Here is a 26,406-nt window from a genome sequence, read left to right on the forward strand (position 1 = left end):
ATCCATTCGATACGCTGCTGTCCAAGCCCTTTCATGTAGACACCAATGCAAATATCTCTAACGTGGATACACGATACAATAAAATACTCTTATTGCGAATATCGGCGGCAACAATCCAGCACCCAAGGCATTGCGCTGGTTAGCGTTAAATGAAAAAGGAGGCATAAGGCCTTCGTTATTTTCGCCGATTATTACAGACACTGAAAACGTCAATAATCCTCAACACAGCGATTGGTATTAATAAAAATCCAGGAATTGCACCAACGCTTGCTGCTTTTCTAATGGCAATGCTGACCACTGCTGGTCTAATCGTTTCTTTAGCCCCTTATCTGGACCATATGACAATGCCTGTGTTGATTGGGTCAAGGCCGCGTGCCTCGTCGGGCACTCCAACAAGAACCACTCCGCAGGTGTATCCAGCAGTCCGGCCACATCGACCAGCAAGGTGGCACTGACTCGGTTTAGCCCTCGCTCATAGCGTGATAGCTGTTGTTGGGAGAAACCCAAGGCCTCCGCAAGTTGCGCAGCAGACACGCCAAGCTCTTTACGCCTGTGCTGGATCCGCTTTCCCAGCACCACATCGACTTCTGTTGCAGTCAGTTTGCTCATAACCCATCCCATCAAGACCAATCAAAAAAGTTGTGATTGATAGCCTACCGAGCGGATAGGTTGATAAAAGAACTCTTGAGTTGTATAACAAGCCCATTAACTCAAATAAATTTAACCTGGAGATTGAAATGAGCTTTTGGAAAATGTTAGGTGGGGCAGCGCTTGGCGTTGGTGCTATTGCTGCAGCCCCCTTTACAGGTGGAGGATCGTTACTTGGTGCGGCAACGCTCGTTGGGTCACTCACAGGAGCCGGTACCATTGCAGCCGCTGTGGGTGCCGGCGCAGTCGGAGCTGCGGCTGGGGCCTATCTTGACGACGATGATGATATCCGTGAAGAGGGACGGCGCGAAGGATACCGGGAAGGGAAAGCTGAGTCCGCCATCAGTGTCGACAGGATGAAGGCACAACTTGCACAGGCGAAAGAGCCCTATGCCGCCATTCGTGCTATGTACGCAGTCGCCATCGCAACTGCATTCTGTGATGGTCACTTTTGTGAACACGAACGCGTGGAGATCGAAGAGTTCATCACTGGTATGAGCCATAGCATATTGCCCAAAGAGGTGCTGACTCAAATTGAGGACTTTTATGACAATCCACCCAATCTGCCGACGGCCTTTGAGATCGCATGCACATCGTCGCTACCTCTCGAGATGTTTGATGACATCGTCAACATGATCATCGCCGCAGATGAACACGAGCACGATAACGAAGTTGCATTTCGTCAGGCTTGGTATCAATTAAGAGCAGCCTAAGGAACGAACAGTGGATCGTCTTACTCGATTAAAGCGTCGCCAAGCATTACGTGCAGAATGGAAAAAAGGGGCCCACTTGCGTGAGGCACTACCAGCCACAACCACATTACCACTTTTAAACGCCGAGATTGATCGGGAACGCATTAATGCATTATCCAAGCCACTCTCTTTTGGTATAACAGATGAGATAACCTTGGAGCAAGCAAGAACATTGCTTAGTCAATTACGCCATGATTTCAGCCAACAACGACTGGAACAATTAATAGATAAAACTCAACATGATATATTGCAAGCCATTGTGAGCCCTCTCGGCCTTGGTAAGATCATTGCACAACTAGACCAAGATGGTGGACAGGTGACCACTATCCATAATGCGCAACAGGGAATATATGCAAAGGAGAAAGATAAATACAATCGTAAAAAGTATACGGCGGAAAAAAACTCACGAGGTGAACGGTTTGAAGGCAACGGAGCTAACTCCGTTGGGAATCGCTTCACTCGTCACCACATCAATGAGCAAGGCAATGTGACCGACGCCTATACGGGGAGAGATGAAAGGGCTTCTCACACTAGCCCAGACCATATCACCTCTAATCACGAATTTCATCGTACAGGTGGTTTCATGCATGATCCCGTGCGCAAGGCAGACTTTGCCACTGATGAGGATAATTTGGCAATCACTCGTCGTGATATAAATCAATCGATGCGTGATGATGATAAACTCGAGTGGGCTAAGAAATGTGCCAGTGGTCGAGATATGGCGAATGATGAATACTTTTCTATTGACAGTGGCAGCCTTGAACATCTACATCAACAAGGCCAAACTGTCAAAGAGCGCCATCTTCCTAGCACCACCGAGAAACTCAAATATTACACCCTCAATGGCGTAAAAGCTGGCATGTTGGATGGGATCAAGATGGGGGCGCAGCAAGCGCTGGGATGGTTACTGGTCGAGTTTTTTTCTGGATTAATCCAGGATATGAAGACCTGTTTCGTCCACAAGTACGACTTCAAAAAGGCCTGCCAGTATTTGTCAAAGCAAGGGCGTACACGTATGGCAGACCTCAATACCAAACGAAAAGAGCTTTGCACCTCTTTTACTGACGGGTTGATGTCAGGGATTTTTTCCAGCCTCCTGACATTGGTAATAAATCTTTTCAAGATGACATATCGGCGACATGTTCGGTTAATTCGAGAAGGGATATTCACGCTCTGTAGATCACTTAAAACGCTCATATTCCCCGCCCAAGGAACCTCATGGCGTGAGTCCGCGCAAGCTGCATTACTATTGATATTCAATGGCAGCATTGTCATTGCAGGTATTTCATTGGAGTCGTCCATCGAGTTGTTGCTAGCACCGATACCTTTTGGTGGCCTGCTATCTGGCATTATCACTGGAGCTCTGTGTGCGATGGCTATGGCGTGGCTGACCCACTGGCTAGAAAAGCGTGATTTTTTTGGTCTCAGGGGTTGCGAAGAGGACCAATTTATTCATGCAGCGCTAGATAACATGTTGGCATTGCCAAAGGATATTCAGTCCACTTAAAGAAACAATAAAAAGTAACTATAAATTTGGGTGTTCATTCACAGAGAATTGAGCTGAGAGGGCGGTATTTACCCCGCCCTTCTCTAGCAAGAGCTTACGCCATTAATTTCTCTCTGCATACACACCACACAATGCACAATAAAACATTTACACTGATATATTATTTCCATGAAGCCGACTAAAAGCACCATTAAATGGTTATGTCTTTGACGGCCTTCACGTTTACACCCTCACCTACAAAACAAGGATTCATCAAGTGAAGATGACGAACGGCAGTGCTGCTTATGTTTTATTATCGATATTACTTTCACCTTCGGTCATTGCCAGCAGCGTGGAGAGTTGCCTTCGCGACTACGAAAAACGCTACAATGCCGATAGCGAAGTTGGGGAAGCATTACCTCCAATGCGCAATTTATATCCCGATTGGGAGGAGGATTGTAAAAATGGAGGGGAGCTGAATAAAAAACTTAAGTTATCTATCAAAGATGAAACGAAAGCTATTGTGCCAGCAGAAATATTGGAGACTGGTTTCCAAGGTAAGTGGTTGATGCAGGAGAATTTGAATTTAAACTTGAATACCCGCCTGCCCCTTTATACCAAGTGGGTCTCCATCACATCCACTACCGACTATAAAGTACATATTCAGGATGTTATTATAAATAAAGGACGCTGCAGTACGGTTGTTTACCCATCATACCTGCTCAATCCAGCGACATCCGTTGATTATGGCCAAACATTTAAAATAACTGGCCGAGGTTGTGAAATCCATGAAGCAACCATCATCACGGATATCGGCACAACTGTCATTACATTCTAATAAAACCAAGTTACACACACAAACGGTTCCAGTTGCATTAGGCTAAATATTGTTTTAATCCCTTGAACATGAAGTGTGAGAAACAATACTTTAATAGAACCTCTTCGGCATCCTGCTTTCAGGATGCCGTTTTTATATCCATTCAAGGAGGCGCAATGCCGGCATCATTATTTGACGAATTATCGCCCGGCGACCACTTGGTCAGTGCTCGGCTGGGATTTGAGCATCACGGTCTTTATCTGGGTCAGGGACGGGTTATTCACTACGCCGGAGGCGTAGGGGCAAGCTCCTCCAGGGCCGGAGACGTCGATGGCATTGAGACGGTATCACTCCCTGACTTTGCCCAAGGGCAAGCAGTGCGGGTGATTGAACATCCTTACCGCCGTTATGACGCTCAAGCATCGATTGCGCGGGCCTATCGTCGCCAGGGAGAGCAACGCTATCACCCGGCGTTCAATAACTGCGAGCACTTTGTGCAATGGTGTATCGAAGGGGTCAGTCACAGCTCCCAGGTCTCGTGGTGGTTACTGGCTGCTGCTCGTGCCACGGGTCATCCGTTGCTGGGCGGCGCCATTGTGCTGGGAGGCCTCTTGGCCGCATGGTGGAAAAGCCCGGAGAATAACGATGAATAATCGCGTCGATACCACCTTACCCAGGTCCGCATTGCCGGGCCTGTCTGCCCATACCGAGGCGCTGTTTCAGACGTGGATGCAGCAAGCGCTTACCTGCATGGCTGTAACGCTTAAGGTGCTGAGCGAAGGACAAACAGCACTGATGACCCTCATGGCTCATGAACATGAACATGAACATGAACATGAACATGATGACAATGCTGCACAATCGTCGCCAGGCGCATCAGCAAACCCGGCTGGTATCTTTCCCAACACCACCTGTTCCCTGCATTGGCAATCGGGACGCTGGGTGATTGCCAGCCTGTCGTCGCTGACACTCATTGAAGAGGCAGCCCCGCCTTGCTGCGAACATGCCTTCTGGTTTGGTCAAGAGGCCGTGGGCTATCAACTGCAGTGGGCTCCGATGCGCCACGAGGCCCTGGTCATTGCACTGCAAACTTGGGAGCAACAACTCGCATCAACGCCTGCGCTGCGGATACAGGTCTCCCTTGCACTGGGTAACCAGGAGCATGACATCACGCTCTGTGTGTCTCCCTGAGTAACCAGACATCTGCATCACTGCAGCCACCTCACGTTCAGCATCTCGTTCACATTGGACTATGCTCAATGCCAAGCAGCGACAGACTAGGAATATCAACCTTACGCATTTCCAGCGCCTACCGGTTGATATCACCACGACGTCCTGCCCTTCCTATGTGGCGTTATGACAGTCTATTTACAGCCCGGTCCTGTTTCCTACAGGTCTGGGCTTTCTTTTTATCCCGGAGTTTACTCATGACCCTGCCTGTTAATCTGGACAGCTCATCCTTGCCCGTGACACAGCCCTTGCTCACCTTGCTTGGTGACATGCTCACGCACACCCAGCGTGACCTTACCAACCTGACAGCCCTGACCTTTCACTTTCGCAATCCCACCTACAGTCCAACAGCGGGTGGTGTTCATCCGGTAGAAATGCGTCTGCTCCGTCAAGCCGGCTGCTGGTGCTTCGATTACATCACCGATTTCAGCTATCAGGGCCAAGGCCTGGATGCCGAGCTGTGCAAAGAGCTTGATTTCAACTTTCTGGACAACGAGCACTACCTGCAAGGCTGGGGGCCACTGCCGATGGCAGAGGCTCAGGAGCTGTTCACCCTGTGGCAACACAATTTCCTTGCCTACGCCCAGCTGGGCTTTTTTACCGTCACCGTCAGTGGTGACTGAGGAGGATGGATGCCTAAAGAACCGATAGCCATAGAGCTGGAGGCGATTAATCGAGAGGGGGAAACGCAGGTGATGCATGATAGTGGCCTGTCCGTGCAGGGCTACAGCCTCTACCTGCGGGCGGTAGAGACCTGTGGACTGGCGCTGGCGACCTGGGTAGCTGACTACGACACCATAGGACCTGCATACGAGCTGGCCGAACGGCTGAGCATCGCACTGGCTATCCCGCTCACCGTGCTGGTCCCCGAACCGCTGATGCCGGTGAACCGGAACCCACAGCCACCGCGGGAACCATTACCACTACGACCGACTGAACGCCCCTTAATCTGAACCAACAACACCGCTCATTTAGCCCCGGCATGCCTAGCGCTACCGGGGTTTTTCTTTTTCAGGAGACCCACCATGCGTTATCACAAACTTAAAGCCGGGGAATGCCCCGGCACCTATGTCGTCACCAACCCCGTGACCGAACAAGACCTGCTGCGCATCGCTAACCAGATTGCCCGCAAGCGCTTGGCAAAAGGTACTGCCATCACCAGCACCACTGATGCCGCCGAGCGGCTGCAGACCCTGCTACAAGACCGGGAACACGAAGTGTTTGGGGCACTGTTCCTTGACGCCCAGCATCGCGTGCTGGCCTTTGAGGAGCTGTTTCGCGGCACTATTGATAGTGCCAGCATCTACCCACGGGAGGTGGTCAAAAGGGCCATACTGCTGTGCAGTGCCTCGATTATCGCGGTCCACAATCACCCCAGCGGTGACCCGGAACCCAGTCAATCTGACAGGGTCTTCACCCAAGCCCTCAAAGAGGCCTTGGCGCTGGTCGATGTGCGATTGCTCGACCATCTGGTGGTCGGTGCTGAGGGCGTAGTCTCGCTTGCCGAAAGAGGTCAGCTATGAGCCTTCCTCCAGACAAAACCCACCTCACCGCCCTCGATATCCTCATCGAGTTACGCTGTTGGCTGGCGGACAACGTCGAGATGCAGGCCGAGCCCGCTATCGTCGCTCACTTGCCGAGCGGTTATCTGCTCACCCAGAGCGATTGTGTCGAGGCCATCGATGCGCGGCTCCATCAGTTGCGCCATTAGCCAACCCAAGAAGGCACACACACCATGCGACTACCCAATCCCTATACCCTTGAGGAAACGCTCGAGAAGTTACGCCATGGCCTGACAACCGCCAGTAATGAGGATGCGCTGACGTTGCTGGAGAAGGCCGTCACCAAGGCCCGTGACGACGAGGGTTATGCCAAGCAGTTTGAAGAGACCTTGCTGCAGGGCTCCACCGTAGAGATACGCGAGTGTCTCAGCTGCTTTGGTGACTACGTCGGGCGATCCCGAGACACACCGCCCTATTACCCGCATCACGATGCCGTCAACGGCATTGATTGTGCGCTCTACGCCATCCTGTTTGATGCGGATCTCCCCGACACACGCCAGGATCACCAATAACGAACCGTCGATCGCCCAATAACATGCATGCCGATCACGTTTCCACCCGATCACCCGGATCATCAACACTAACGACATGATCCCGATGATCTATCTCGTGCTTGACCAACAGTCAGCAGAGAGCATGCACAGTATCATCGCCTGCTTTACCATTTTGGTAAAACAGGCTACCATCCACTTACAAATTTACCAAAATGGTAAAAGGCTTAGGTTAAATGAAGGTGTTGTCATTACGAACCCTACGCGCGTTCTGGGAGCAGCCAAGATACGCCGATGCCGAGCAGCCGCTAAGAGCATGGTACGACGAAGCCAAGACCGCGACGTGGGAAACCCCGCAAGCCGTCAAGCTGATGTATCGCACTGCCAGCTTTGTGGCTGGCAACAGGGTTGTGTTCAACATCGCGGGAAATAAATACCGGCTTATCGTTGCGATGGACTATCCACGGCAATGGTGCAAGGTACGCTTTATCGGCACCCATGCCGAATACGATAAAATTAATGCCACAGAGGTGTAAGCGGAGGTATCCATGAATATCACCCCTATCCGAACAGAGCAGGACTATGATGCCGCTATGGCGCGCATTGATGAGCTGTGGGGCGCTCCCGTCGGCACGCCACAAGGTGATGAACTGGACGTGCTGGCCACACTGGTCGAGGTTTACGAGGCCAAGCATTACCCTATCGCACCACCCAACCCGGTAGAGGCAATCAAGTTTCGGATGGAGCAGCAGGGGCTGACCCCCGAGGACATGGTGGTCTATCTGGGCCATCGCAGCCGGGTAACCGACATCCTCAACCGTAAGCGTAAACTGACGCTCAAGATGATAAGGAATCTGGCCAACGGCCTGCATATCCCACTGGAGAGCCTCATTTCGGATTACCCGCTATCGGCATAACGATGCGATAGCTATGTGTCATTGTTCAACGGAATAACAGCACACAAAACCATAACGGGCCTGCATCTGCTGGCCCGTTTTCTATTAGTGCTCTTTGTGTCCTGTCATCAGGTTCACCATTCCCAGGGATATTGAATATCACCCAACCACCAGGGCCACCTCACTGCAGGTGGCTTTTTGCATTTCAAGGAGCTATGCCCATGTCTGCTTTCATGATCGACCGCCAGGATTACCTTACCTTTGCCGTGCAGTTACACCGCTTTTGCAATGCCCCCATGCCACCGCACTACACCCTCGAGTTGCTGCGCACCCTCTGGTGGAACTCGCCAATCGATGTCACCAGTACCTGGACGTGGCGGGTAGACCGGCTGGTACGGTTGATGATGCTCGCCAACCGGCGTGCAGTCTGGCATCGCTATCAGCTAGGGCGTCAGCAAGACCAAAAGGAACCGCGCCAGCGTCGCTCTAAACCGTTTAGACCTGTCCACCGTTACCACCAGGCACCACTCACCGATGCCGAACTGGTGGCGCTGTACAAATTCACCTGCTGCGCCCTGTACCAATCGAGCGAATGGAGCGGGAGTCCTGAGCAGGCTCCCCGGTTGGTGAAAGTAATACAGCAGTTGCAACAGGCGCTGGCGCAAGACGTACTGACCCGGTTGTCACTGTGGGAGCAAGCCCCTTGGGGAGAGATGTGATGAACCTTTCCATCACCCTGACCATGACGAGTTCAGCACCGGGCGGTACAGCCCAGATAGTCCAACGTATCTCTGATGACATGGCTCACCTGCACCACCATTTGTGGGGTGGGGTCAGTGATGAACTGGGCATCAGCATCAGTTACCTGGTCGAGCAGTTTGCGCTGCTGGCAGCGGCTTACCGCATACCAGCGGAAATGGAGAAACACCCATGATCGAATTCAACGATAGCTTTAGCCAGGCCGCTGTGGCGCAGGCTATGTGCGCCCATCCAGAGCTCGCCAAGCTTATCAGCCAGCAGTTGATGCTGCCTGGCTTTGCCTATGCCCACGATATGGAAGGGAGGCGTATCGGCGGCCCGCTGGTTGCCCCCAATCCGGTACTGCACAAGACCACGCTCTTTGTCAGTCCACGGGATATGCGTGAACACCTGCCGCGCGAAATCAACTTCGCCCGCTTTCGCTGCGCCTGTAATGCAGCAGGTCAACCGATCGGCGAATGGCAGCGGGTAATTGTCGGAGCCTACGTCAACCATGGCAGCAACGACGCACCGGACTGGAGTAGCCATACATGACTACGTCCACAACATCATCAATGGCGCCAGAGGCCGCTATTGCCAGGCTCCGAGCCCATATCGAGGCGTTCATCGCGCTGGAGCTGGCCGACAAGCTTGATACGCAGTTGGCCAGCCTGGTGCGTTCTGGCGTGCTGGAGCTGGATAACTGGGACGGGGCAAATCTGGTCCTGCCTCGCACGGTGACCACCGCACACTGCTGGCGGCAGCAGCCGAACGGGTGATTTGGCACCGCCACTGCCGCCGTTATCAGCGAGACATCAAGTGCCTCAAGCAATGGCTGTAGACAATCCTCCCACCCCACACAGCCCCTCACGCCGAGGGGCTGTTTGCATTTGAAGGAAATCCCACCATGCATGACCTGCATGATTACAAGACCCTGACCGCTTGGCAGATAACCGCCGCTATCGGCCAGCTCAACCACAACACCACACCGAAGATAATGACCCACCTCGCATTGCGGGCCAGACAGCCCCATCCGCTCGGTAATGGCCGTAGCAGAGCCAAGGCCCTCAAGCTGCTGCGCCGAGTCAAGAAGGCTCACAAGGCGGGGCGTATCCAACTCGAGCTCACCGTGACCGGCTGCCGTATCGACCGGGGCAGCCATCAAGCTGACCGTTACTACTACGACCGGACACTGCTGGCTCAAGGTTGGCAGCAATACGATACCGAGGAAGACGCCTGGTACTTTGGCATCTGGATTAACACAGAGAAGCTGGAGACCTTTACCTACGCCGAGGGGGATACAAGCCATGTGATTGCGCCAGACGTCGAGGCGTTTCGCGCTGAACTGGCACGGCTCTACCAGTACCACCCACAAGCACCGGCGTTTATCAGCATCGACCCAGAAGCGGGCGTTGTGACCCGACATTTTGAAGCCAAGCCGGAGGTGTGAAATGGCTAAGAACATCACCATCAAGGTGCCCGGCAAACATCCGCAAACCGGGGAACACACTACCTTCGAGCTCAAGGGGCAACGCATGGATATCGACATCGGCGGCCAGGCCGTGCCCTTCCTGATTCACGGGAGGGGCATAGGGACGTCGCTAACCCACATCCCGAGTGGTTATCGCATCGCGCTGCTCGGCGGCTGGCTCACTGTGCGTTACGCAATCCCTGAGAATAAGCCCAGCAGAGCGGCCTGTGCCCGGATGGCCATAGACCGACTGGTAGCCCAGTACGGCTCGCTGCATCTGCTGGATAGACTCAATTGCAAACCAGCTATCAATCAGATGTAACGCACAGCCCACAGACAAGAAGGAACCGCTCAATGACTAACATCCTACCTGCAACAACGAACCCACTGGCAGGCCATTCGGTGATGCAGATGCTGGATGTCGCCATGAGTGCCATCATCGGCGATTACGATGACGCAGACCTGGTACCAGAATGGCATTGGGTCAAGCGTATGGCCTTCCATGAACATGTCGGTGTGAAGGATGACTCCGCCTATGAGTACACCTTGAACCTGGCTATGGAGCTCGATGCCTACCCACCAACGTTACAGCCCTTGCTCGCAGCAGCAACGCAAGCTGGGGTGAGCTACATCCTGTTTTACAACAACTAACCACTGCGCCTGTCACTGCGGCCCGGCAGCTTTCTGCAGCCTCGGCACCAACAGCCACAACAACCCAGCCCCGTTTATCCACAAACAGCATAAAGGGTCAGCCCTCACAGACTGGCCCTTTGTATCATTGGAGTCACCGAACATGACCCGTCTTATCACAGGGCTCGAGGTGCATCGCTATGCCCCCGAGCTTAACAAACTGCACCTGCGCAACCGGCAGACGTTACCCGCTCCCGGCATCACCACCATCAAAGAGGCCAAAGCCCGCCTGCTTGGCCGCTGGCAGCCAGGGCATCAGATAACCATCACCGTGAGTCACCCTGACTACGTCAATCTCTCCCGGCTCTACCGGGGGCAACTGGCCAGTCTGACCGACCTTCCCGAGCACCTGGCCAGACTACGCCAGCGCCACAACGTGCCCGGCACCATCATCCACACCCAATTGAGGTATCGCTAATCATGACCACGACAACCATCCACACCCAGGACCAACAACCCACAGCACCAGACCAGCCCACCCGGATCTTTGCACAGTGAGGCTTGCCCCATACCGTGACGCCCCGCTTTGGCGCTCGCCTTATCCAGGAACATCATCGGCTGCACTTTTTGTCAGATCGGGCCTCATTGATTGGCGAATGGGCAGAGGAGGCAATAAACCAGCTGGAAGCCACCTTCCCTACCATCATCAAAGAATTGGAAAGCAAACTGCTGACCGGCGAGCTGGATGCCCACTGTCAGCAACGTATCACCGTCCATCACAGCGGTTTCACCTGCGAAGCTGACACCTTGGGGAGCCATGGGTATCTCTATATAGCGATCTACCCGGACTACCCGGATATCAGGGCAGATGCCTCGGCCAGTCCAATGGGGTAACCTGCAAGACTGGAAGTATTGGCGATCTAAAAATGTTCAACCAACCCTATATCGGGATGTGATACCATCAGTACACGTGTAGTCACACGTGCTTTTTGGAGAAAAGGTGATGCCAGCGACCATCCGTAACAAAAGAACTGTGAGTGTCACCTTAGATCCCCATCTGCTAGAACGAGCTCGAGCTACGGGGATCAATCTCTCTGCAACCCTGGCAACGGCATTACAACGTGAGATCAGTGACTCAGAAGCAGAATACTGGAAGCGCGAGAACCGTACAGCAATTGAGACGTTGAATCGTATCAATGAAGAGCATGGCTTGCTTTCTGACGACTACAGGACTTTTTAAAGAATGCAGTTCACTGTATACAGCAATAACGGTAATAGCCGGGCTTATCCCTATCTGCTTGATGTACAAAGCAATATCATTGGAGATCTGAATTCTCGGATGGTGATCCCCCTGTTCCCATTAACCGCATTTAGTGGACAACCAGCACAACGACTCAATCCCGTGATTACCATTGAGGGAAAAAGGTACGTCGTGATGACCCATGAAATGGCAGGGATCAGGATCGGTCAACTGGGGGGTGAGGTTGCGGACGTTCAGGGATATCGCCAACAGATCAAGGACGCGATAGATTTTCTGATCGATGGCATTTAAATCATTCACATGGGAGTGCCCTCGAATCAACCAGCCTCCCGCTCTAATGCATGCCCTCATCCCCATCAAAACGGTGCATTGATGGCTGACTCAGAGATCAGACTCATTTACAGGTTCTGTAAGTGTGCAATTCTCCCTGGCCATCTGTGAAAGAGCAAAAATAGTGGGCAAAGTTTCCTACCCAGCACAATAAGTACAATTTTATTAATAGTAGCTATTAAGGCTAATCGACATATAATTTTGCTTTACACTTTTAATCTGGAGTGAACTAATGCGCAACACTACCCTACTTGGCTTGGGTTTACTAATAGCAACTAATGCATATGCTGATTTGGGAGACATCCCCAAAGAGTCAGGCTGGTCTGGCTTCCTGCTGGGGGGCATCAACACGCTCAATTATAAATCTAATTTTTATAGTGGTGACGACAGCAAAGAGCACATTAATAGCTTAGGTAACGCCGATAATACCTCTACCGTCAACCCTCTCCTCAATGCCGACATTCGCTACACTTTCGCTGACACCCGGACGCAGGTATTTTTGGGGAACCTGATCCAGGATGCCATTCGCTTCGACTTTACTCAGCAACTGGGTATTCGTCAGGAAATGAGCGATAAAGGGATAGTGGCAGGCTCCGTGGTGTTCAACGCGATGCCGATTGAACAGTGGAGCGATCCTTTTGCCGTTGGCGTAAATCGCCAATCCACCGATATCAAATCCAAAGGCGTCCGGTTTGCTTGGGACAAGGTCTGGGGCAGTAACTTCTACGGTAGCCTCACCACACGTAACATCGAGGTTGATGAGGAACGAAGTGGTAGTCAATTCGACGCCGCGACAGCAGCCAAGCTGGATCGTAACGGGAAAATGCATGCCATGGAGCTCTCTTATCAGTGGCATTTCGCCCCAGGTTACCTTCTGGAACCAGCGTTTATCTACCGTCAAGCAGACCTCGATGGCAGCGCTCAGAGTTACGAGAGCAATGGCATGCAATTAACCTTTGCCAAGCGTGCTTCTCAGTGGTCGTTTGTCAGCAACATTTATGTGGGCCAGACCAAATATGATGAGGTAAATCCTATCTTCAACCAGCAGGCCGACTCGGACGAATTTGCTGTCAATGGCACCTTCTTCTGGCATCGACTCTTTGGGATTGCTCCCCTTTCTGCAACGTTGACTGCAGGTTATGCCAAATCTGACTCCGAGATCGGTTTCTATGACACCGAGTCGACCGTATTCAGTACTGGCCTACTCTACAATTTCTGATAACAGCAGTACATGAAAAAGAAAATGCCCCCCTAAGTGGGGGCCATTTTACAGTAATCAGAAAGACTGCTTGAGAAGGTATAGGGATACGATTTCCAGAGCTCAGAGGCCGTTTAGATGTCTCAAAGTGAATCGCCCCTACTTCGTTGTACCCCAAGCCAAAAAGTACAAAGGACCAGCCTCACTGAGACGCTACCCCATTGTTTTATATGGCGACAATAAGGAGGATGAGGATTGAACTCCTGACCTTCACATTACGAAACTTCGAGGATTGCGATAGTTAACGCGAAGCACGGAGATCCGCCCCCTGTGCCTAGCTCCCAACACTTGCCAGAGAGAAGTTCAGCCCCCTGTTCGCGATAATATAGCGACTGCGCATACTCATACATCAGTAGTAGAGAACGTTCGTGGTTATTAAATAACTGGGCAACCAGAGATAACCACCGACAATCAAAGTTGCGTCCTTCATCAATCATCACGGCATCATATCCGCAGCCAGTAATCACACCCTTATCAGCGGCTCCTTCCAGAGCTGTAAAATTGTTATCAAAATAAGAACCTCGGGAATCGGGGTTATTCAGACGGCTCTCTGCCCCTGTTAATACTTCGACCATCTTCTCGTTGTGACTAGTACTAAACATAGTTCCAAGACTACCTCTTAAGTTAAGAGGGGCGAAGTGTCTGGATCTTCAAGGGGCCAATCTAGCACCAGACCAGTCCGCTCGGATTTTTGCACAGTGGGGCTTGCTTCATACCGTCACCCCACGCTTTGGGGCTCGCCTGATTCAGGGGCATAATCACCTACATTTTCTATCAAATCGCGATTCACTGATTGGCGAATGAGCATAGGGGTTATCGACCGGCTACAAGCCTCCTTTCCTAACATCATCAAAGAACTGGAGAGCGAGCAGGATGTCCAACGCCAGCAATGCATTACTATCCAGCACTAAGGGTTCACTTCAGGATTGGCGGGCTTTTTCATGCTGGCGGGCGTCTTCAAGCGGCGACCAGCGACTCCAGATCGCGCCGGCTCAGGCGCTTGCTGTCCACCTTCACATAGACGGAGCGCTCCGAGGCGGCCAGCAGCACGTCGCTCACCCCCTCGCAGGCACGGATCTTCTGCTCAAGCTCCGCGTCGGCCGCCACCCCTTCCGGCAACACGATGCGCAGGCTGCTCACATAGGGGGGCTCGGCCATAGTGAGGCTGACCCCGAGCCAGACCAGAGCCAACGCGGCGCAGCCGCCAAACACCAGGGGGCCGCCGCCCAGGCTGTAGAGCAGGCCGCCGAGGCTGCCACCGATGGCCACCCCGATGAACTGGCTAGTGGAGTAGATCCCCATGGCGGTGCCCTTGTAGCCGGGGGGCGACTCCTTGCTGATAAGAGAGGGCAGCAGCGCCTCCATCACGTTGAAACCGATGAAGAAGATCTGCAAGCCGGCAAGCAGGCCCCACAGCTGCAGGCCGCTTTGCCAGAGCACCAGCTCGGCGACGAGCATCACCAGCACGCAGATCTGGAACACCCGCTTCATCTTTCTGCGCTTCTCGGCATAGATGATGAACGGCACCACGCTGACGAAGGCGATCAGCATGGTGACCAGATAGGCCTGCCACTGGCTGTCGCGGGGCAAACCGGCGCGCTCCAGCAGCGGCGGTAGCGCCACGAAGCTGGACATCAGCAGGGTGTGCACGCAGAGGATACCGAAGTTGAGCTTGAGCAGGCGCGGGTTGGTCAGCACGGTGCGCATCCCCCCCTTCACCATGCCAGACTCGCGATTGAGCAGGTGGCCACTCGGGGTCGGCACCAGCCAGAGGGTGACGGCGATGCCTGCCAGCGCCAGCAGGGCGATCAGCCAGAACAGGCCGGAGAGCCCCAGCGCATGAGTGATGAGGGGGCCGGTCACCATGGCGATGGCGAAGGTGATGCCAAAGCTCACCCCGATGAAGGCCATCGCCTTGGTGCGGTTCTGCTCGCGGGTGAGATCCGACAAGAGCGCCATCACGGCAGCCGAGATGGCGCCGCTGCCCTGCAGGGCGCGGCCGAGGATCACCCCCCAGATGGAGTGAGTCAGCGCCGCGATCACGCTGCCGAGGGCAAACATCAGCAGGCCGCCGACGATGAGGGGCTTGCGGCCCACCTTGTCGGAGAGCAGGCCGAACGGGATCTGGAACAGCGCCTGGGTCATGCCGTAGATGCCGATGGCCAGGCCGATGAGCGCCTCGGAGGCCCCCGCCAGCGACATGCCGTAGGTGGTCAGCACCGGCAGCACCATAAACATGCCGAGCATGCGTAACGAGAAGACGGAGCCGAGCGCCCAGGTGGCACGGCGCTCGCCCCTCGTCATGGTGAAATCATTCATGATGGCCTCGATAGGTCAGGGAAAAGGAAGACTCAAGGGGTAGCCGACACGCGCCATGCCACACCCGACAGAGGGGAAAAGTGCCCGACGGGGCGGCCCCATAATAACAGAGCCGGGAAGGTTCCCGGCTCTGGATTCTACTGATTTTCCCGCGTCGCATCACAACACGGAGCATGACAGGTATGCACCTTAGGGCAGCATGCTCACCAGCACCGCAGGCTCGGCCTCCGGCTGGAAGTCCACCGACATCATCACGCTCAGGCAGGTGATGGTGACGATGGAGAACATGAACAGCTTGCGCGCCCAGAGGGAGTCATCCACCGCCGCCTTGTAGCCAGACAGCGCCATCCCCAGCCACCAGACGCTGACTGCGGTGGCCACCACCAGATACTTGTAACCGGCATAACCGCCGAGGAACAACATCAGGGTCGGCACCATGAAGGCCAGGATGTAGAGGGTGATGTGGAGCTTGGCCACCGGGATCCCCTTCACCACCGGCAACACCGGGATGTTGGCCGCCTGGTAATCCTTGAAGCGGAAGATGGCGATCGCGTAGGAGTGCGGCATCTGCCACAGGCTGAAGATCGCCAGCAGGATCAAGGCGCCCGAGTCGAACTGACCGCTCACCGCGCAGTAGCCGATGACCGGCGGAGCCGCGCCGGAGAGGCTGCCGACCAGGGTGCCGTAGACCGAGTGACGCTTCATGTAGAGGCTGTAGACCCCCACATAGACAATGAAGCCCAGCACCGCCAGCAAGGCGGCCAACGGATTGGCCGCAAAATAGAGCAGTGCAATGCCCGCAATGCCGAGCGCGGTGGCGTACCAGAGCGATACGCCGGGGGCGATCAGACCCTTCACCAGAGCACGGTTCTTGGTGCGCTCCATGATGCAGTCGATGTCCCGGTCGATGTAGTTGTTGAACACGCAACCGGAGGCGACCACCAGTGATACACCAGCCATGGTCAGAATGAACAGGGGCACATCCAGGCTCCCCTTGGAGGCCAGCAGGAATCCTCCGATAACCGAGATGAGGTTACCGAAGATGATGCCCGGCTTGGTCACTTGCAGGTATTGCTTCATCATCATTGCCAACCTGCTCAGTGAACCATCATGTTGATGTTGAGGTTGTACATGATCCACAGGGAACCCACGACCACGATGGCGATGATGAGCACGGTAAAGATCAGTGCCACCAGGTTCCAGCGCTCCTCGGACGAGGTGTTCATGTGCAGGAAGTAGACCAGGTGCACGAAGATCTGCACCACCGCCATGCCGACCACGGTGGCCAGCACGGTGGTGTGGGAGGCAGAACCGTCCATCACCATCCAGAACGGCACCGCGGTCAGGATCAGGGACAGCACGAAGCCGATCAGGTAGCTCTTGGCGCTGCCGTGGCTGGCGCCGTGACTGTCAACGGTATGATTGCTCATTTACATGACCCCCATCAGATAGACCACGGTGAAGACGCAGATCCACACCACGTCGAGGAAGTGCCAGAACAGGCTCAGGCACATCAGACGGGTACGGTTGCGATCGGTCAGCCCCTTCTTGGCTACCAGCACCATCATCACGATGATCCAGACAAGACCGCTGGTCACGTGGATACCGTGGGTACCGACCAGGGTGAAGAAGGCAGAGAGGAAGCCACTGCGATCCGGACCGTAACCCTCGGCAATCAGGTGATGGAATTCATAGATTTCCATCGCGATGAAGCCGGCGCCGAACAGGAAGGTGATGAACAGCCAGGTGTTGACCGCCGCGACCTTGTTCTTGTTCATGGCCAGCATGCCGAAGCCAAAGGTGATGGAGCTCAGCAGCAGCAGCATGGTTTCGGCAAATACGAACGGCAGTTCGAAGATTTCCTTGCCGCTCGGGCCGCCGGCAGTGCCGTTGACCAGGACCGCATAGGTCGCGAACAGGGTCGCGAACAGGATGCAGTCACTCATCAGGTAGATCCAGAAGCCGAATACCTTGTTGGCACCGGCATCATGGTGCCCATCCTCATGGGCACCCTGGGTGTGATGTAGAACGTCAGTCGCCATGGAATTAAGCCACCTTGTTGATATTTTCAAAATGCTGACGCTCGATCCGCTCGATCTCGTCAACCTGCACGTAGTAGTCCACGTCGTCGTTGAAGCTGTGGATGATCCAGGTGGCGATCATGCCGACGAAGCCGGCGATGGCCATCCACCAGATGTGCCAGATCATGGCAAAGCCAAACAGGGTGCTGAAGGCGGCGATGATGACGCCGGCACCGGAGTTTTTCGGCATGTGGATCGGGTCATAGTGCTTGGGCTGCTGATAAGCGGAACCGTCCTGCTTGGCTTCCCAGAACGCATCCAGTCCCTTGATCTTCGGCTCGATGGCGAAGTTGTAGAAGGGGGGCGGAGAGGAAGTGGACCACTCCAGGGTACGACCGCCCCAGGGATCGCCGGTCAGGTCGCGGTTCTTCTCGCGGTCGCGGATGCTGACCACGATCTGGATCACCTGGCACAGTACGCCCAGCGCGATCAGGCCGGCGCCGCAGGCAGCCACCACCAGCCAACCGTGGAACTCGGGATCGATGTTCTGGCTGACGCGACGGGTCATGCCCATGAAGCCCAGTACGTAGAGCGGCATGAAGGCGACGAAGAAGCCGGTGATCCAGCACCAGAAGGCACGCTTGCCCCAGGTGTCATCCAGCTTGAAGCCGAACGCTTTCGGGAACCAGTAGGTGATACCGGCGAAGCAACCGAACACCACGCCGCCGATGATGACGTTGTGGAAGTGGGCGATCAGGAACAGGCTGTTGTGCAGCACGAAGTTGGCGGCCGGCACGGAGAGCAGTACCCCGGTCATGCCACCTACGGTGAAGGTGATGATGAAACCGACGGTCCACAGCATGGGCGAGGTGAACTCGATGCGACCGCGGTACATGGTGAACAGCCAGTTGAAGATCTTCACCCCGGTCGGGATGGAGATGATCATGGTGGTGATGCCGAAGAAGGCATTCACGTTGGCGCCCGACCCCATGGTAAAGAAGTGGTGCAGCCAGACGATGAAGGAGAGCACAGTAATGGCGATAGTCGCCCACACCAGCGAGGTGTAACCGAACAGCTTCTTCTTGCAGAAGGTCGCCACCACTTCGGAGAAGATCCCGAATACCGGCAGTACCAGGATGTACACCTCGGGGTGACCCCAGGCCCAGATCAGGTTGATGTACATCATCATGTTGCCACCCATGTCATTGGTAAAGAAATGGGTACCCAGGTAACGGTCTGCGGTGAGCAGGGCGATGGTGACGGTCAGGATCGGGAAGGAGGCGATGATCAGCACGTTGGCGCACAGGGCGGTCCAGGTGAACACCGGCAGGCGCATCATGGTCATGCCAGGCGCGCGCATCTTGATGATGGTGGCGAAGAAGTTCACGCCGGTCAGCAGGGTCCCCAGACCCGAGATCTGCAGACTCCAGATCCAATAATCGACCCCGACCCCGGGACTGAACTCCAGCCCCGACAAGGGCGGATAGGCCAGCCAGCCGGTCTGGGCGAATTCACCGACCCCGAGGGAGACGTTGATCAGTACTACGGCGGCGGCGGTGAACCAGAAGCTCAGGTTGTTCAGGAAGGGGAAGGCGACGTCACGGGCACCGATCTGCAGCGGCACCACGATGTTCATCAGGCCGATCACCAGCGGCATGGCCACGAAGAAGATCATGATGACGCCGTGGGCGGTGAAGATCTGGTCGTAGTGGTGCGGTGGCAGTATGCCCTCGCCACCAGCCGAGGCCATGACCTGCTGGGTACGCATCATCACCGCATCGGCAAAGCCGCGCAGCAGCATGACCATGCCGAGGATGAGATACATGATACCGAGGCGTTTGTGGTCCACCGAGGTGAGCCACTCTTTCCACAGATATTGCCACTTGCCGAAATAGGTGATGAGCCCGGCGACGGCCAGGCCCCCCAGAATGATACCGGCTATCGTGACCATGATGATGGGTTCATGGTACGGAATAGCGTCGAGTGTTAATTTTCCAAACATCAGTTAGTACCCGCTTTCACAGTCTTGTCGGCCGGCATGTGGCCGGCGTGGTCCATCTGCTCGCCCTGGGCCTCATGGTGCATGGCGTCGCCGTGCTCCATGCCTGCGTGGTTCATGGAGGCGTCATGCTCCATCCCCTCGTGGCTCATGGACTCGTCATGGGACATCGCGGCCTGCTTTTCGCCGTGTTGCATGGCGGCGTGCTCGCCGTGCTTCATGTCGCCCATGAACTTGTTGATGATGTTGACGAACAGCTTGGGATCGGCGCTGGCGAAATACTCCACCGGGTGGTTTTCGCTCTTCTTGGCCAGGGCATTGAACTCATCCATGGTGTTGAGCGCCTTGGAGGAGGCCTTCACCTTGGCAACCCAGGCGTCGAAACCGGCTTGATCCTGGGTCGCGATGGCGTTGAACTTCATGCCTGAGAAACCGGCGCCGCTGTAGCCGCCCGAGATGCCCTTGTACTGGCCTGCCTCGTTGGCGATCAGGTGCAGCTTGGTCTGCATGCCCGCCATGGCGTAGATCTGGCCGCCCAGCTGGGGAATGAAGAAGGAGTTCATCACGGTGTCAGACGTCACCCGGAAATTGACCGGGGTGTTGACCGGGAATGCCAGCTCGTTGACCGAGGCGATGCCCAGTTCCGGATAGACAAACAACCATTTCCAGTCAAGGGAGATGACATCGACCTGGATCGGTTTCACCTCGGATTCCAGCGGTTTGTAGGGATCCAGAGAATGGGAGGTTTTCCAGGTGATCACCGCCAGGATGGCGATAATGATGACGGGTACGGTCCAGACGACCGCTTCAATCTTGTTGGAGTGGGCCCAGTCCGGTGCATAGGTGGCCTTGGTGTTGGACGCTCGGTATTTGTAAGCGAACGCCACCGCCATCACGATCACTGGCACCACCACAATCAGCATCAAGCCGAGTGCGGTCAGTATCAGTGACTTCTGCTCCAGACCAACTTGTCCCTTGGGGCTCATCAGAGCCATGTCGCAGCCGCTCAGCAAGCCGGCAGTCGCGAGCAACAGCAAAGCGCCCAAGCCCCTCTTTACATCAAAAGGTCTCATGCAATGTCCTCATCTTCGCAGGGCTAAAGTTGTAAGAAAAACGCAGCATTCTATTTCACCCTGGGGGGATGTGAACAACATGAAAAATTAATCTTTCACTTGTGTGTGGATTGCGATTTCTGTGTGTTGCATGTTAATGCCTTGACGTCATGAAAATTATCAAAACCGCCTCGACCCCCTTTCATCGCCAGCTGGTGCCATTTCACCCTGTATCTGTTTATTAAACAGACACTCCGCGATTTAACCCTTTATTTAACAAGGACAAATGACACCCCTTTGTGGCTAGCCGGCGAAATTCCGGGCTGAAATCCGTGCACATTTGGCCGCTCAAGGCAGAACAATTAAAGGACTCGAAATTAACCATAATTAATCAAATTAAATTTCAATTAATTCCATGAAGTTGGTGCGGCTTTACCCGCAAACATGCACACCACATACGTCTCATGCGACCTGGCCGATCACAGGGTCCATCATTTTGTTTAATAAGTTATTATCAAACCCATGGACTCCATCCGGATATGGCGGTAGGTTGCGCCCCTTCGTTACTCGCCAGTCACGAATTCAACCTTATCCCATTTCTCACTCGACTCTTCATACACAGGGATTGCCATGAGCATCACACGCAGAGACTTTCTCAACGGCGTCGCCATCACCATTGCGGCCGGGGTCGCCCCCATCAAGCTGCTGCAAGCGGCCGAAGGCGGCACGGCGCTGGCTGAAAAAACGCTGGTCTACCCGCCCGCCCTCACCGGGCTGCGCGGCAACCACCCGGGCTCCTTCGAACCGGCCCACAGTATCGCCCGCGACGGCAAACAGTATGACTTCGCCAACATTCCCCTCGAGGGCGAATACGATCTGGTGATCGTCGGCGCCGGCATCAGCGGTCTGGCGGCGGCCTGCTTCTATCAGCAACTGCTCGGCGCGGACAAAAAGATCCTGCTGCTCGACAACCATGACGATTTTGGCGGCCACGCCAAGCGCAACGAGTTCACCACACCCGACGGCCTGCGGCTGGGTTACGGCGGCAGCGAATCCCTGCAATCGCCGCGCTCTGTCTACAGCCCGGTGGCGCTGGGGCTGCTCAAGGCGCTCGAGGTCAACATCGACGAGCTGGCCAAAGGCTTCCAGCAGACCTTCTACCCGGATCTGGGCCTGAGCCGCGGCGTCTACTTCGATGAGAAACACTTTGGCGTCAACAAGGTGGTGAGCGGTGACCCGGGCCACAACGTGGCCGACGACATCCCGCGCGATCGCCTGAACGGCCGGCCGCTGGCACAGTTTATCGGTGACTTCCCGCTCGATGAGAGTGACAAGGCGGCCCTGCTGGCGCTGCACGAGGAGAAGACCGACTACCTGAGCGGCATGACCCAGGCGGAAAAAGACCTCTGGATGACCCGCAACAGCTACACCACCTTCCTGCGCGACAAGGTAGGCCTGAGCGAGCGGGCCATCACCTACTTCCAGCAACGCACCAACGACTTCCAGGCGGTCGGCATCGACGCCACCGCCTGCGCCGATGCTCGCCTGTGCGCCCTGCCCGGTTTCGGTGGCATGAACCTGACCCCGTTCGATGCCGAGGAGCAGGCGGAGCTGGACGATCCCTACATCTTCCACTTCCCGGACGGCAACGCCGGCCTGACCCGCTTGATGGTGCGCAAGCTCATCCCGCAGGTGGCCCCCGGCCACACCATGCAGGACGTGGTGCTGGCCAAGTTTGACTACAGCAAGCTCGACCTGCCCGAGCACAAGGTGCAGCTGCGCCTCTGCAGCACGGCGCTGCAGGCCAAAAACGTACCGCTCAAAGACGGCAAACAGGGAGTGGACGTCACTTACATCAAGGAGGGGAAACTGCACCGGGTGCGGGCCAAGCAGTCCATCATGGCTGGCTACAACATGATGATCCCCTACATGGTGCCCGAGATGGCGGAGCCCCAGAAGGAGGCGCTGCGCCAGAACGTCAAGGCGCCGCTGGTCTACACCAAGGTGGTGATCAAGAACTGGCAATCCTTCGTCAAGCTGGGGGTGCACGAGGTCTACTCCCCCGCTGCCCCCTACAGCCGGGTCAAGCTCGACTACCCGGTCAACCTCGGCGGCTACGAGCATCCCAAGAACCCGGATCAGCCCATGTGCCTGCACATGGTCTACGTACCGACCCTGCCGGGCAGCGGCCTCTCGGCCCGCGAGCAGTCCCGCAAGGGGCGCGCCATGATCCTCGGCATGCCGTTCGAGCAGCACGAGCAGATGATCCGCGAACAGTTGCAGGGGATGCTGGGCGGCGCCGGTTTCAACCATGAGCAGGATATCCTCGCCATCACGGTCAACCGCTGGTCCCACGGCTACTCCTACATCACCAACACCCTGTTCGATGACGAGGAGCAGTGCGACAAGTGGATCGAGCTGGGTCGCCAGCCGGTCGGCAACATCACCATCGCCAACTCCGACTCGGACTGGAGCCCCTACGCCCACTCCGCCATCGATCAAGCCTGGCGCGCCGTCAACGAGCTGGTTGCCATCCACAAGGGAGGTGCCAAATGATCCGTTCCCTGACCCTGACAGCCAGCGCCGTGCTGCTGGCCCTGCCCGCCTTCACCCTGCAGGCCGCGTCTGCCATGTCGGCCGGCGAATACGTGGCCAAGCTGGGGGACTGCGCCGCCTGCCACACCAGCGAGGCGAGCAAGCCGCTCGCCGGCGGCAAGGGCTTCCCCACCCCCATCGGTACCGTGTTTGCCACCAACATCACCCCCGACAAGACCCACGGCATCGGCAACTACAGCCTGCCCGAGTTCATCAAGGTGATGCGCGAAGGGATCACCCGCAGCGGCGATCCCCTCTACCCAGCTATGCCCTACACCGCCTACGCCAAGATGAGCGATGAGGATCTCACCGCCCTCTACCACTACCTGATGCAGGATGTGCAACCGCAGGCTGTTGCCAACAAGGAGAGCGACATCCCCTGGCCGCTCAACATGCGCTGGCCGCTCAACGGCTGGAACTGGGTCTATCACGATGACAGTCGCTTTACCCCGGTGGCCGGCAAGAGCGAGGAGTGGAATCGCGGCGCCTATCTGGTTCAGGGGGCGGGCCACTGCGGCAGCTGCCACACCCCGCGCGGGCTCGGCATGCAGGAAAAAGCCCTGACCGAGGCGGATCCCCTCTATCTGAGCGGCGCCACCCTGGATGGCTGGTATGCCCCCAACATTCGCGGCACCCGCTACGACAAGCAGGCGCTGATCGACCTGCTGAAAACCGGCCGCAGCCAGCATCAGGCCGTCAGCGGCCCCATGGCGGAAGTGATCACGCACAGCAGCCAGTACTTCAGCGACGCGGACTTGGCCAGTATCGCCACCTACCTGACCGAACTCGACGACGACGCGGCGGTCAGCAAGGGCAACCGGGCCTACGCCAGTGCCGGTGGCAAGGCGGACTACGCCATGTACTGCTCCACCTGCCACGGGGTCAACGGTCAGGGCAATGACCACGTCATCCCCTCGCTGGTGGGCAACCAGACCGTGCTGGCCGAGGATCCGAGCAGCCTGCTCAACGTGCTGCTGCACGGCGCCGAGACCCCGGTCACCCAGGGCAACATTGGCTACCACATGCCGGGTTATGGCTGGACCCTCAACGATCAGCAGATCGCCGAGCTGGTCAACACCCTGCGCGCCTCCTGGGGCAATGAAGGGGTGGCCATCAAGCCGGAGACGGTCAAGGCCCAGCGCGCCCTGCACCAATAAGTCACGCCGACCATAACGAAACGGGCCTCCAGTGGAGGCCCGTTTGCTATGTGAGTGACGACTCACCCCTTGGGCGGTTTGGAGCCGGAGAGCGGCACCGCCCCCAGCCGATAATCACCATAGGGGAAGATGTTGCGAAAGCGCTGGGCCACCGGCTCGGGAATGGAGCGGGAGAAGACCAGCTTGACCCCATCGCCATCGCGCTGACCCAGGATGCGCCCACGCACCGTCTCGTGGCGCAGGATCTGCCTGGCCTGCTCGATGAACGCAGGCGACACCTTGCCCCGCTTGACCTGCACCTTGCCGGGCGCAAGCCGGATCTCGAACAGGGCGCCACGCCCCAGCTTCATCAACCACCAGATGAGGGCGATCGCCACCAGCAACGACAACCAGGCCATCCTGTTTCTCCTTCTTCACACGGTTGCGGACAGTATAAGCCGCAACTGACCCCCGATTGTTTGGCGCGGATCACAGCCGCGCCTCAATCCCGGCCGCAAGGCCACCCTGCTCACCAAGCTCCCCTAGCGGCTGCGGCCCCAGGCCACCAGCGTCTCCCGATAGAGCGCCAGCAGCGCCTGATCCCGCACCGACACCCCGACCTGCTGGGCACGATAATCGGCCCAGCCGTCGTGGGGGTGGGACTTGCCGTCAAATTTCTGCAGGGTGTGACCGATGGCAGGCCCCTCGTTGATGACCCGCACCGGCCCCTCGCGCAGAGTGAACAGAGTCGGATCGATCACGTAGGCGATGGCGGACGGGTCGTGCACGTGGCAGCCGTCGAGCCCGATCCGCTCCGAGTAGAAGCGCAGGTAGAAGCGGCTCACATCCCACAGGAAGCGCCCCGGCTCGCCCGCGTCGTCGCGCAGCGCATCCAGATAGGCGCTGCTGAAGAAACTCTGCTGGGTCACGTCCAGCCCGATGATCACCACCGGCCAGTCGGCGGTGAACACCCGGTCGGCGGCATCCGGATCGTCGTGGATGTTGGCCTCGGCATAGGGAGTCACGTTGCCACGATGGCCGTTGACGCCAAAGGCGCCCCCCATCACCACCACCTGCTTCACCAGGCCGGTGATCTCGGGGGCCTCTTGCAGCGCCAGCGCCAGGTTGGTGAGCGGCCCTATGGTGACCAGAGTGATCTCGCCGGGCGCGGCCTTCACCGCCTCGACGATATACTGCCAGGCCGGCCGGGGATCCGGCGCCAGGGTCACTTCCCCCGCCGTCACGTCCCCAAACCCGCTCGGTCCGTGCACCACGGTCGTCGGGCCCACTGGTTCGCGCCGCAGCGGGGCGGCCGCCCCCTGCGCCACGTCCGCCTTCATGCCGTATTGCTGCTTGAGCCAGAGGGCGTTGCGAGTACCGTTCTCGATGGTGGCATTGCCAAATACGGTGGTGATGGCGAGCAGCTCGATGGCGGGATGGGCTTCGGCAAACAGAATTGCCATGGCGTCATCGATACCGGGATCGGTATCCAGAATGATCTTGTGAGTCATGGGGCCTCCTTGGGCAACAGAGCAGCCAGTGTAGCGAGCCGCCGCCGCTTTAACAGCGCCGGGATCACAGCCTGAGGCTTTGCCCTTGCCCGCCTTGCCCAAGTGGCGGCATTTCATACAGGGATGACGACGCGGCAGGAGACAAGGAGAGGCGAAGCGGGTGGCGCCGGCGAAATAATGGGCAAGCGGATGGCCGGTGAGTG

Annotated in this window: 37 protein-coding genes; 27 read left to right on the top strand and 10 right to left on the bottom strand. The window is 56.3% G+C overall.

Annotated features, from left to right (window positions below; translation table 11 throughout):
- Positions 1 to 237: 237 nt before the first annotated feature.
- Positions 238 to 609: a helix-turn-helix domain-containing protein gene (locus OKB87_RS11885; RefSeq protein ID WP_270827553.1), complete on the bottom strand. Its 372-nt coding sequence runs from the start codon at positions 607 to 609 to the stop codon at positions 238 to 240.
- Between the two features lie 80 nt (positions 610 to 689).
- On the opposite strand from OKB87_RS11885, the gene OKB87_RS11890 reads away from it, so the two are divergent.
- The 24 genes from OKB87_RS11890 (at position 690) to OKB87_RS12005 (ending at position 13,531) form a co-directional block, all read left to right on the top strand.
- Entirely contained in the window at positions 690 to 1,361 is a 672-nt protein-coding gene (locus OKB87_RS11890) for a hypothetical protein (protein ID WP_270827554.1), read from the top strand.
- Positions 1,362 to 1,371: 10 nt separating this feature from the next.
- Entirely contained in the window at positions 1,372 to 2,907 is a 1,536-nt protein-coding gene (locus OKB87_RS11895; RefSeq protein WP_270827555.1) for a hypothetical protein, read from the top strand.
- A 256-nt stretch (positions 2,908 to 3,163) separates the two neighbouring features.
- Positions 3,164 to 3,724, top strand: a complete 561-nt coding sequence (locus OKB87_RS11900; protein ID WP_270827556.1) for a hypothetical protein — start codon at positions 3,164 to 3,166, stop codon at positions 3,722 to 3,724.
- Between the two features lie 155 nt (positions 3,725 to 3,879).
- A complete protein-coding gene (locus tag OKB87_RS11905) occupies positions 3,880 to 4,356 on the top strand; it encodes a lecithin retinol acyltransferase family protein (protein WP_270827557.1) in 477 nt (158 codons plus the stop codon).
- A complete protein-coding gene (locus OKB87_RS11910; RefSeq protein WP_270827558.1) occupies positions 4,349 to 4,894 on the top strand; it encodes a hypothetical protein in 546 nt (181 codons plus the stop codon). Before OKB87_RS11905 ends, OKB87_RS11910 begins: the two co-directional genes overlap by 8 nt.
- A gap of 236 nt (positions 4,895 to 5,130) precedes the next feature.
- A complete protein-coding gene (locus OKB87_RS11915) occupies positions 5,131 to 5,556 on the top strand; it encodes a DUF2787 family protein (RefSeq protein ID WP_270827559.1) in 426 nt (141 codons plus the stop codon).
- A gap of 72 nt (positions 5,557 to 5,628) precedes the next feature.
- Positions 5,629 to 5,886: a hypothetical protein gene (locus OKB87_RS11920; protein ID WP_270827662.1), complete on the top strand. Its 258-nt coding sequence runs from the start codon at positions 5,629 to 5,631 to the stop codon at positions 5,884 to 5,886.
- A gap of 72 nt (positions 5,887 to 5,958) precedes the next feature.
- Positions 5,959 to 6,456 carry a RadC family protein gene (radC, locus tag OKB87_RS11925; RefSeq protein WP_270827560.1) on the top strand — a complete coding sequence of 166 codons (498 nt, stop codon included), beginning with the start codon at positions 5,959 to 5,961 and terminating at the stop codon, positions 6,454 to 6,456.
- On the top strand, positions 6,453 to 6,644 hold the full coding sequence (locus OKB87_RS11930) for a hypothetical protein (RefSeq protein WP_270827561.1): 192 nt from the start codon (positions 6,453 to 6,455) through the stop codon (positions 6,642 to 6,644). Before radC ends, OKB87_RS11930 begins: the two co-directional genes overlap by 4 nt.
- 24 nt (positions 6,645 to 6,668) lie before the next feature.
- Entirely contained in the window at positions 6,669 to 7,007 is a 339-nt protein-coding gene (locus OKB87_RS11935; RefSeq protein ID WP_270827562.1) for a hypothetical protein, read from the top strand.
- 215 nt (positions 7,008 to 7,222) lie between these two features.
- A complete protein-coding gene (locus tag OKB87_RS11940) occupies positions 7,223 to 7,522 on the top strand; it encodes a type II toxin-antitoxin system HigB family toxin (protein ID WP_104014565.1) in 300 nt (99 codons plus the stop codon).
- A 12-nt stretch (positions 7,523 to 7,534) separates the two neighbouring features.
- On the top strand, positions 7,535 to 7,903 hold the full coding sequence (locus OKB87_RS11945) for a helix-turn-helix domain-containing protein (RefSeq protein WP_104014566.1): 369 nt from the start codon (positions 7,535 to 7,537) through the stop codon (positions 7,901 to 7,903).
- 200 nt (positions 7,904 to 8,103) lie between these two features.
- The gene (locus OKB87_RS11950; protein WP_270827563.1) at positions 8,104 to 8,601 is read left to right on the top strand and encodes a hypothetical protein; all 498 of its coding nucleotides are present in this window, start codon (positions 8,104 to 8,106) and stop codon (positions 8,599 to 8,601) included.
- Positions 8,601 to 8,816, top strand: coding sequence for a hypothetical protein (locus OKB87_RS11955; protein WP_270827564.1), 216 nt, complete (start codon positions 8,601 to 8,603; stop codon positions 8,814 to 8,816). Before OKB87_RS11950 ends, OKB87_RS11955 begins: the two co-directional genes overlap by 1 nt.
- Positions 8,813 to 9,175: a hypothetical protein gene (locus OKB87_RS11960; RefSeq protein WP_270827566.1), complete on the top strand. Its 363-nt coding sequence runs from the start codon at positions 8,813 to 8,815 to the stop codon at positions 9,173 to 9,175. Before OKB87_RS11955 ends, OKB87_RS11960 begins: the two co-directional genes overlap by 4 nt.
- Positions 9,172 to 9,399, top strand: coding sequence for a hypothetical protein (locus tag OKB87_RS11965; RefSeq protein WP_270827567.1), 228 nt, complete (start codon positions 9,172 to 9,174; stop codon positions 9,397 to 9,399). The genes OKB87_RS11960 and OKB87_RS11965 overlap by 4 nt, the downstream gene beginning before the upstream one ends.
- Positions 9,400 to 9,527: 128 nt before the next feature.
- Entirely contained in the window at positions 9,528 to 10,070 is a 543-nt protein-coding gene (locus OKB87_RS11970) for a hypothetical protein (protein WP_270827568.1), read from the top strand.
- A 1-nt stretch (position 10,071) separates the two neighbouring features.
- Complete coding sequence (locus OKB87_RS11975) at positions 10,072 to 10,413, top strand: hypothetical protein (protein ID WP_270827569.1); 342 nt, start codon at positions 10,072 to 10,074, stop codon at positions 10,411 to 10,413.
- A 32-nt stretch (positions 10,414 to 10,445) separates the two neighbouring features.
- On the top strand, positions 10,446 to 10,742 hold the full coding sequence (locus tag OKB87_RS11980; protein WP_270827570.1) for a hypothetical protein: 297 nt from the start codon (positions 10,446 to 10,448) through the stop codon (positions 10,740 to 10,742).
- A 142-nt stretch (positions 10,743 to 10,884) separates the two neighbouring features.
- On the top strand, positions 10,885 to 11,199 hold the full coding sequence (locus tag OKB87_RS11985; protein WP_270827571.1) for a hypothetical protein: 315 nt from the start codon (positions 10,885 to 10,887) through the stop codon (positions 11,197 to 11,199).
- An 83-nt stretch (positions 11,200 to 11,282) separates the two neighbouring features.
- Positions 11,283 to 11,615 (top strand): type IV toxin-antitoxin system YeeU family antitoxin, encoded by a 333-nt coding sequence (locus tag OKB87_RS11990; protein WP_270827572.1) that lies wholly within the window; start codon positions 11,283 to 11,285, stop codon positions 11,613 to 11,615.
- 109 nt (positions 11,616 to 11,724) lie between these two features.
- Positions 11,725 to 11,961, top strand: coding sequence for a type II toxin-antitoxin system CcdA family antitoxin (locus OKB87_RS11995; RefSeq protein WP_270827573.1), 237 nt, complete (start codon positions 11,725 to 11,727; stop codon positions 11,959 to 11,961).
- A 3-nt stretch (positions 11,962 to 11,964) separates the two neighbouring features.
- A complete protein-coding gene (locus OKB87_RS12000) occupies positions 11,965 to 12,273 on the top strand; it encodes a CcdB family protein (protein WP_270827574.1) in 309 nt (102 codons plus the stop codon).
- A gap of 271 nt (positions 12,274 to 12,544) precedes the next feature.
- Entirely contained in the window at positions 12,545 to 13,531 is a 987-nt protein-coding gene (locus OKB87_RS12005; protein ID WP_270827575.1) for a DUF2860 family protein, read from the top strand.
- Positions 13,532 to 13,785: 254 nt separating this feature from the next.
- Here the strand turns inward: OKB87_RS12005 and OKB87_RS12010 are convergent, their stop codons facing one another.
- Entirely contained in the window at positions 13,786 to 14,145 is a 360-nt protein-coding gene (locus tag OKB87_RS12010) for a hypothetical protein (RefSeq protein ID WP_270827576.1), read from the bottom strand.
- 130 nt (positions 14,146 to 14,275) lie between these two features.
- Here OKB87_RS12010 and OKB87_RS12015 point away from each other — a divergent pair, with 130 nt between their 5' ends.
- Entirely contained in the window at positions 14,276 to 14,374 is a 99-nt protein-coding gene (locus OKB87_RS12015) for a type IV toxin-antitoxin system YeeU family antitoxin (RefSeq protein ID WP_270827577.1), read from the top strand.
- A gap of 153 nt (positions 14,375 to 14,527) precedes the next feature.
- Here the strand turns inward: OKB87_RS12015 and OKB87_RS12020 are convergent, their stop codons facing one another.
- The 6 genes from OKB87_RS12020 to cyoA all read right to left on the bottom strand — a co-directional run bounded on the left by OKB87_RS12020 (position 14,528) and on the right by cyoA (position 20,982).
- Complete coding sequence (locus OKB87_RS12020; RefSeq protein ID WP_270827578.1) at positions 14,528 to 15,889, bottom strand: MFS transporter; 1,362 nt, start codon at positions 15,887 to 15,889, stop codon at positions 14,528 to 14,530.
- A 189-nt stretch (positions 15,890 to 16,078) separates the two neighbouring features.
- Positions 16,079 to 16,975 carry a heme o synthase gene (gene cyoE, locus OKB87_RS12025; RefSeq protein ID WP_005302932.1) on the bottom strand — a complete coding sequence of 299 codons (897 nt, stop codon included), beginning with the start codon at positions 16,973 to 16,975 and terminating at the stop codon, positions 16,079 to 16,081.
- A gap of 11 nt (positions 16,976 to 16,986) precedes the next feature.
- Complete coding sequence (locus tag OKB87_RS12030; protein ID WP_041217878.1) at positions 16,987 to 17,319, bottom strand: cytochrome o ubiquinol oxidase subunit IV; 333 nt, start codon at positions 17,317 to 17,319, stop codon at positions 16,987 to 16,989.
- Complete coding sequence (locus OKB87_RS12035) at positions 17,320 to 17,931, bottom strand: cytochrome o ubiquinol oxidase subunit III (RefSeq protein WP_270827579.1); 612 nt, start codon at positions 17,929 to 17,931, stop codon at positions 17,320 to 17,322.
- A gap of 4 nt (positions 17,932 to 17,935) precedes the next feature.
- Positions 17,936 to 19,912, bottom strand: a complete 1,977-nt coding sequence (cyoB, locus tag OKB87_RS12040) for a cytochrome o ubiquinol oxidase subunit I (protein ID WP_017410686.1) — start codon at positions 19,910 to 19,912, stop codon at positions 17,936 to 17,938.
- Positions 19,912 to 20,982 (bottom strand): cytochrome o ubiquinol oxidase subunit II, encoded by a 1,071-nt coding sequence (gene cyoA, locus OKB87_RS12045; protein ID WP_080761608.1) that lies wholly within the window; start codon positions 20,980 to 20,982, stop codon positions 19,912 to 19,914. The genes cyoB and cyoA overlap by 1 nt, the downstream gene beginning before the upstream one ends.
- Positions 20,983 to 21,591: 609 nt before the next feature.
- Between cyoA and OKB87_RS12050 the strand changes: the two genes are divergently transcribed.
- Positions 21,592 to 23,517, top strand: coding sequence for an NAD(P)-binding protein (locus tag OKB87_RS12050; protein ID WP_270827580.1), 1,926 nt, complete (start codon positions 21,592 to 21,594; stop codon positions 23,515 to 23,517).
- On the top strand, positions 23,514 to 24,713 hold the full coding sequence (locus OKB87_RS12055) for a c-type cytochrome (RefSeq protein ID WP_270827581.1): 1,200 nt from the start codon (positions 23,514 to 23,516) through the stop codon (positions 24,711 to 24,713). The genes OKB87_RS12050 and OKB87_RS12055 overlap by 4 nt, the downstream gene beginning before the upstream one ends.
- A 62-nt stretch (positions 24,714 to 24,775) precedes the next feature.
- Here OKB87_RS12055 and OKB87_RS12060 read toward each other — a convergent pair whose 3' ends face one another.
- Both OKB87_RS12060 and OKB87_RS12065 read right to left on the bottom strand, forming a co-directional pair.
- A complete protein-coding gene (locus tag OKB87_RS12060; RefSeq protein WP_270827582.1) occupies positions 24,776 to 25,111 on the bottom strand; it encodes a DUF3634 family protein in 336 nt (111 codons plus the stop codon).
- 123 nt (positions 25,112 to 25,234) lie between these two features.
- On the bottom strand, positions 25,235 to 26,203 hold the full coding sequence (locus tag OKB87_RS12065) for a nucleoside hydrolase (protein ID WP_263708214.1): 969 nt from the start codon (positions 26,201 to 26,203) through the stop codon (positions 25,235 to 25,237).
- Positions 26,204 to 26,406 lie beyond the last annotated feature (203 nt).

It is taken from the genome of Aeromonas sp. Y318-1, from assembly GCF_027706125.1.
GTDB lineage: Bacteria > Pseudomonadota > Gammaproteobacteria > Enterobacterales > Aeromonadaceae > Aeromonas > Aeromonas hydrophila.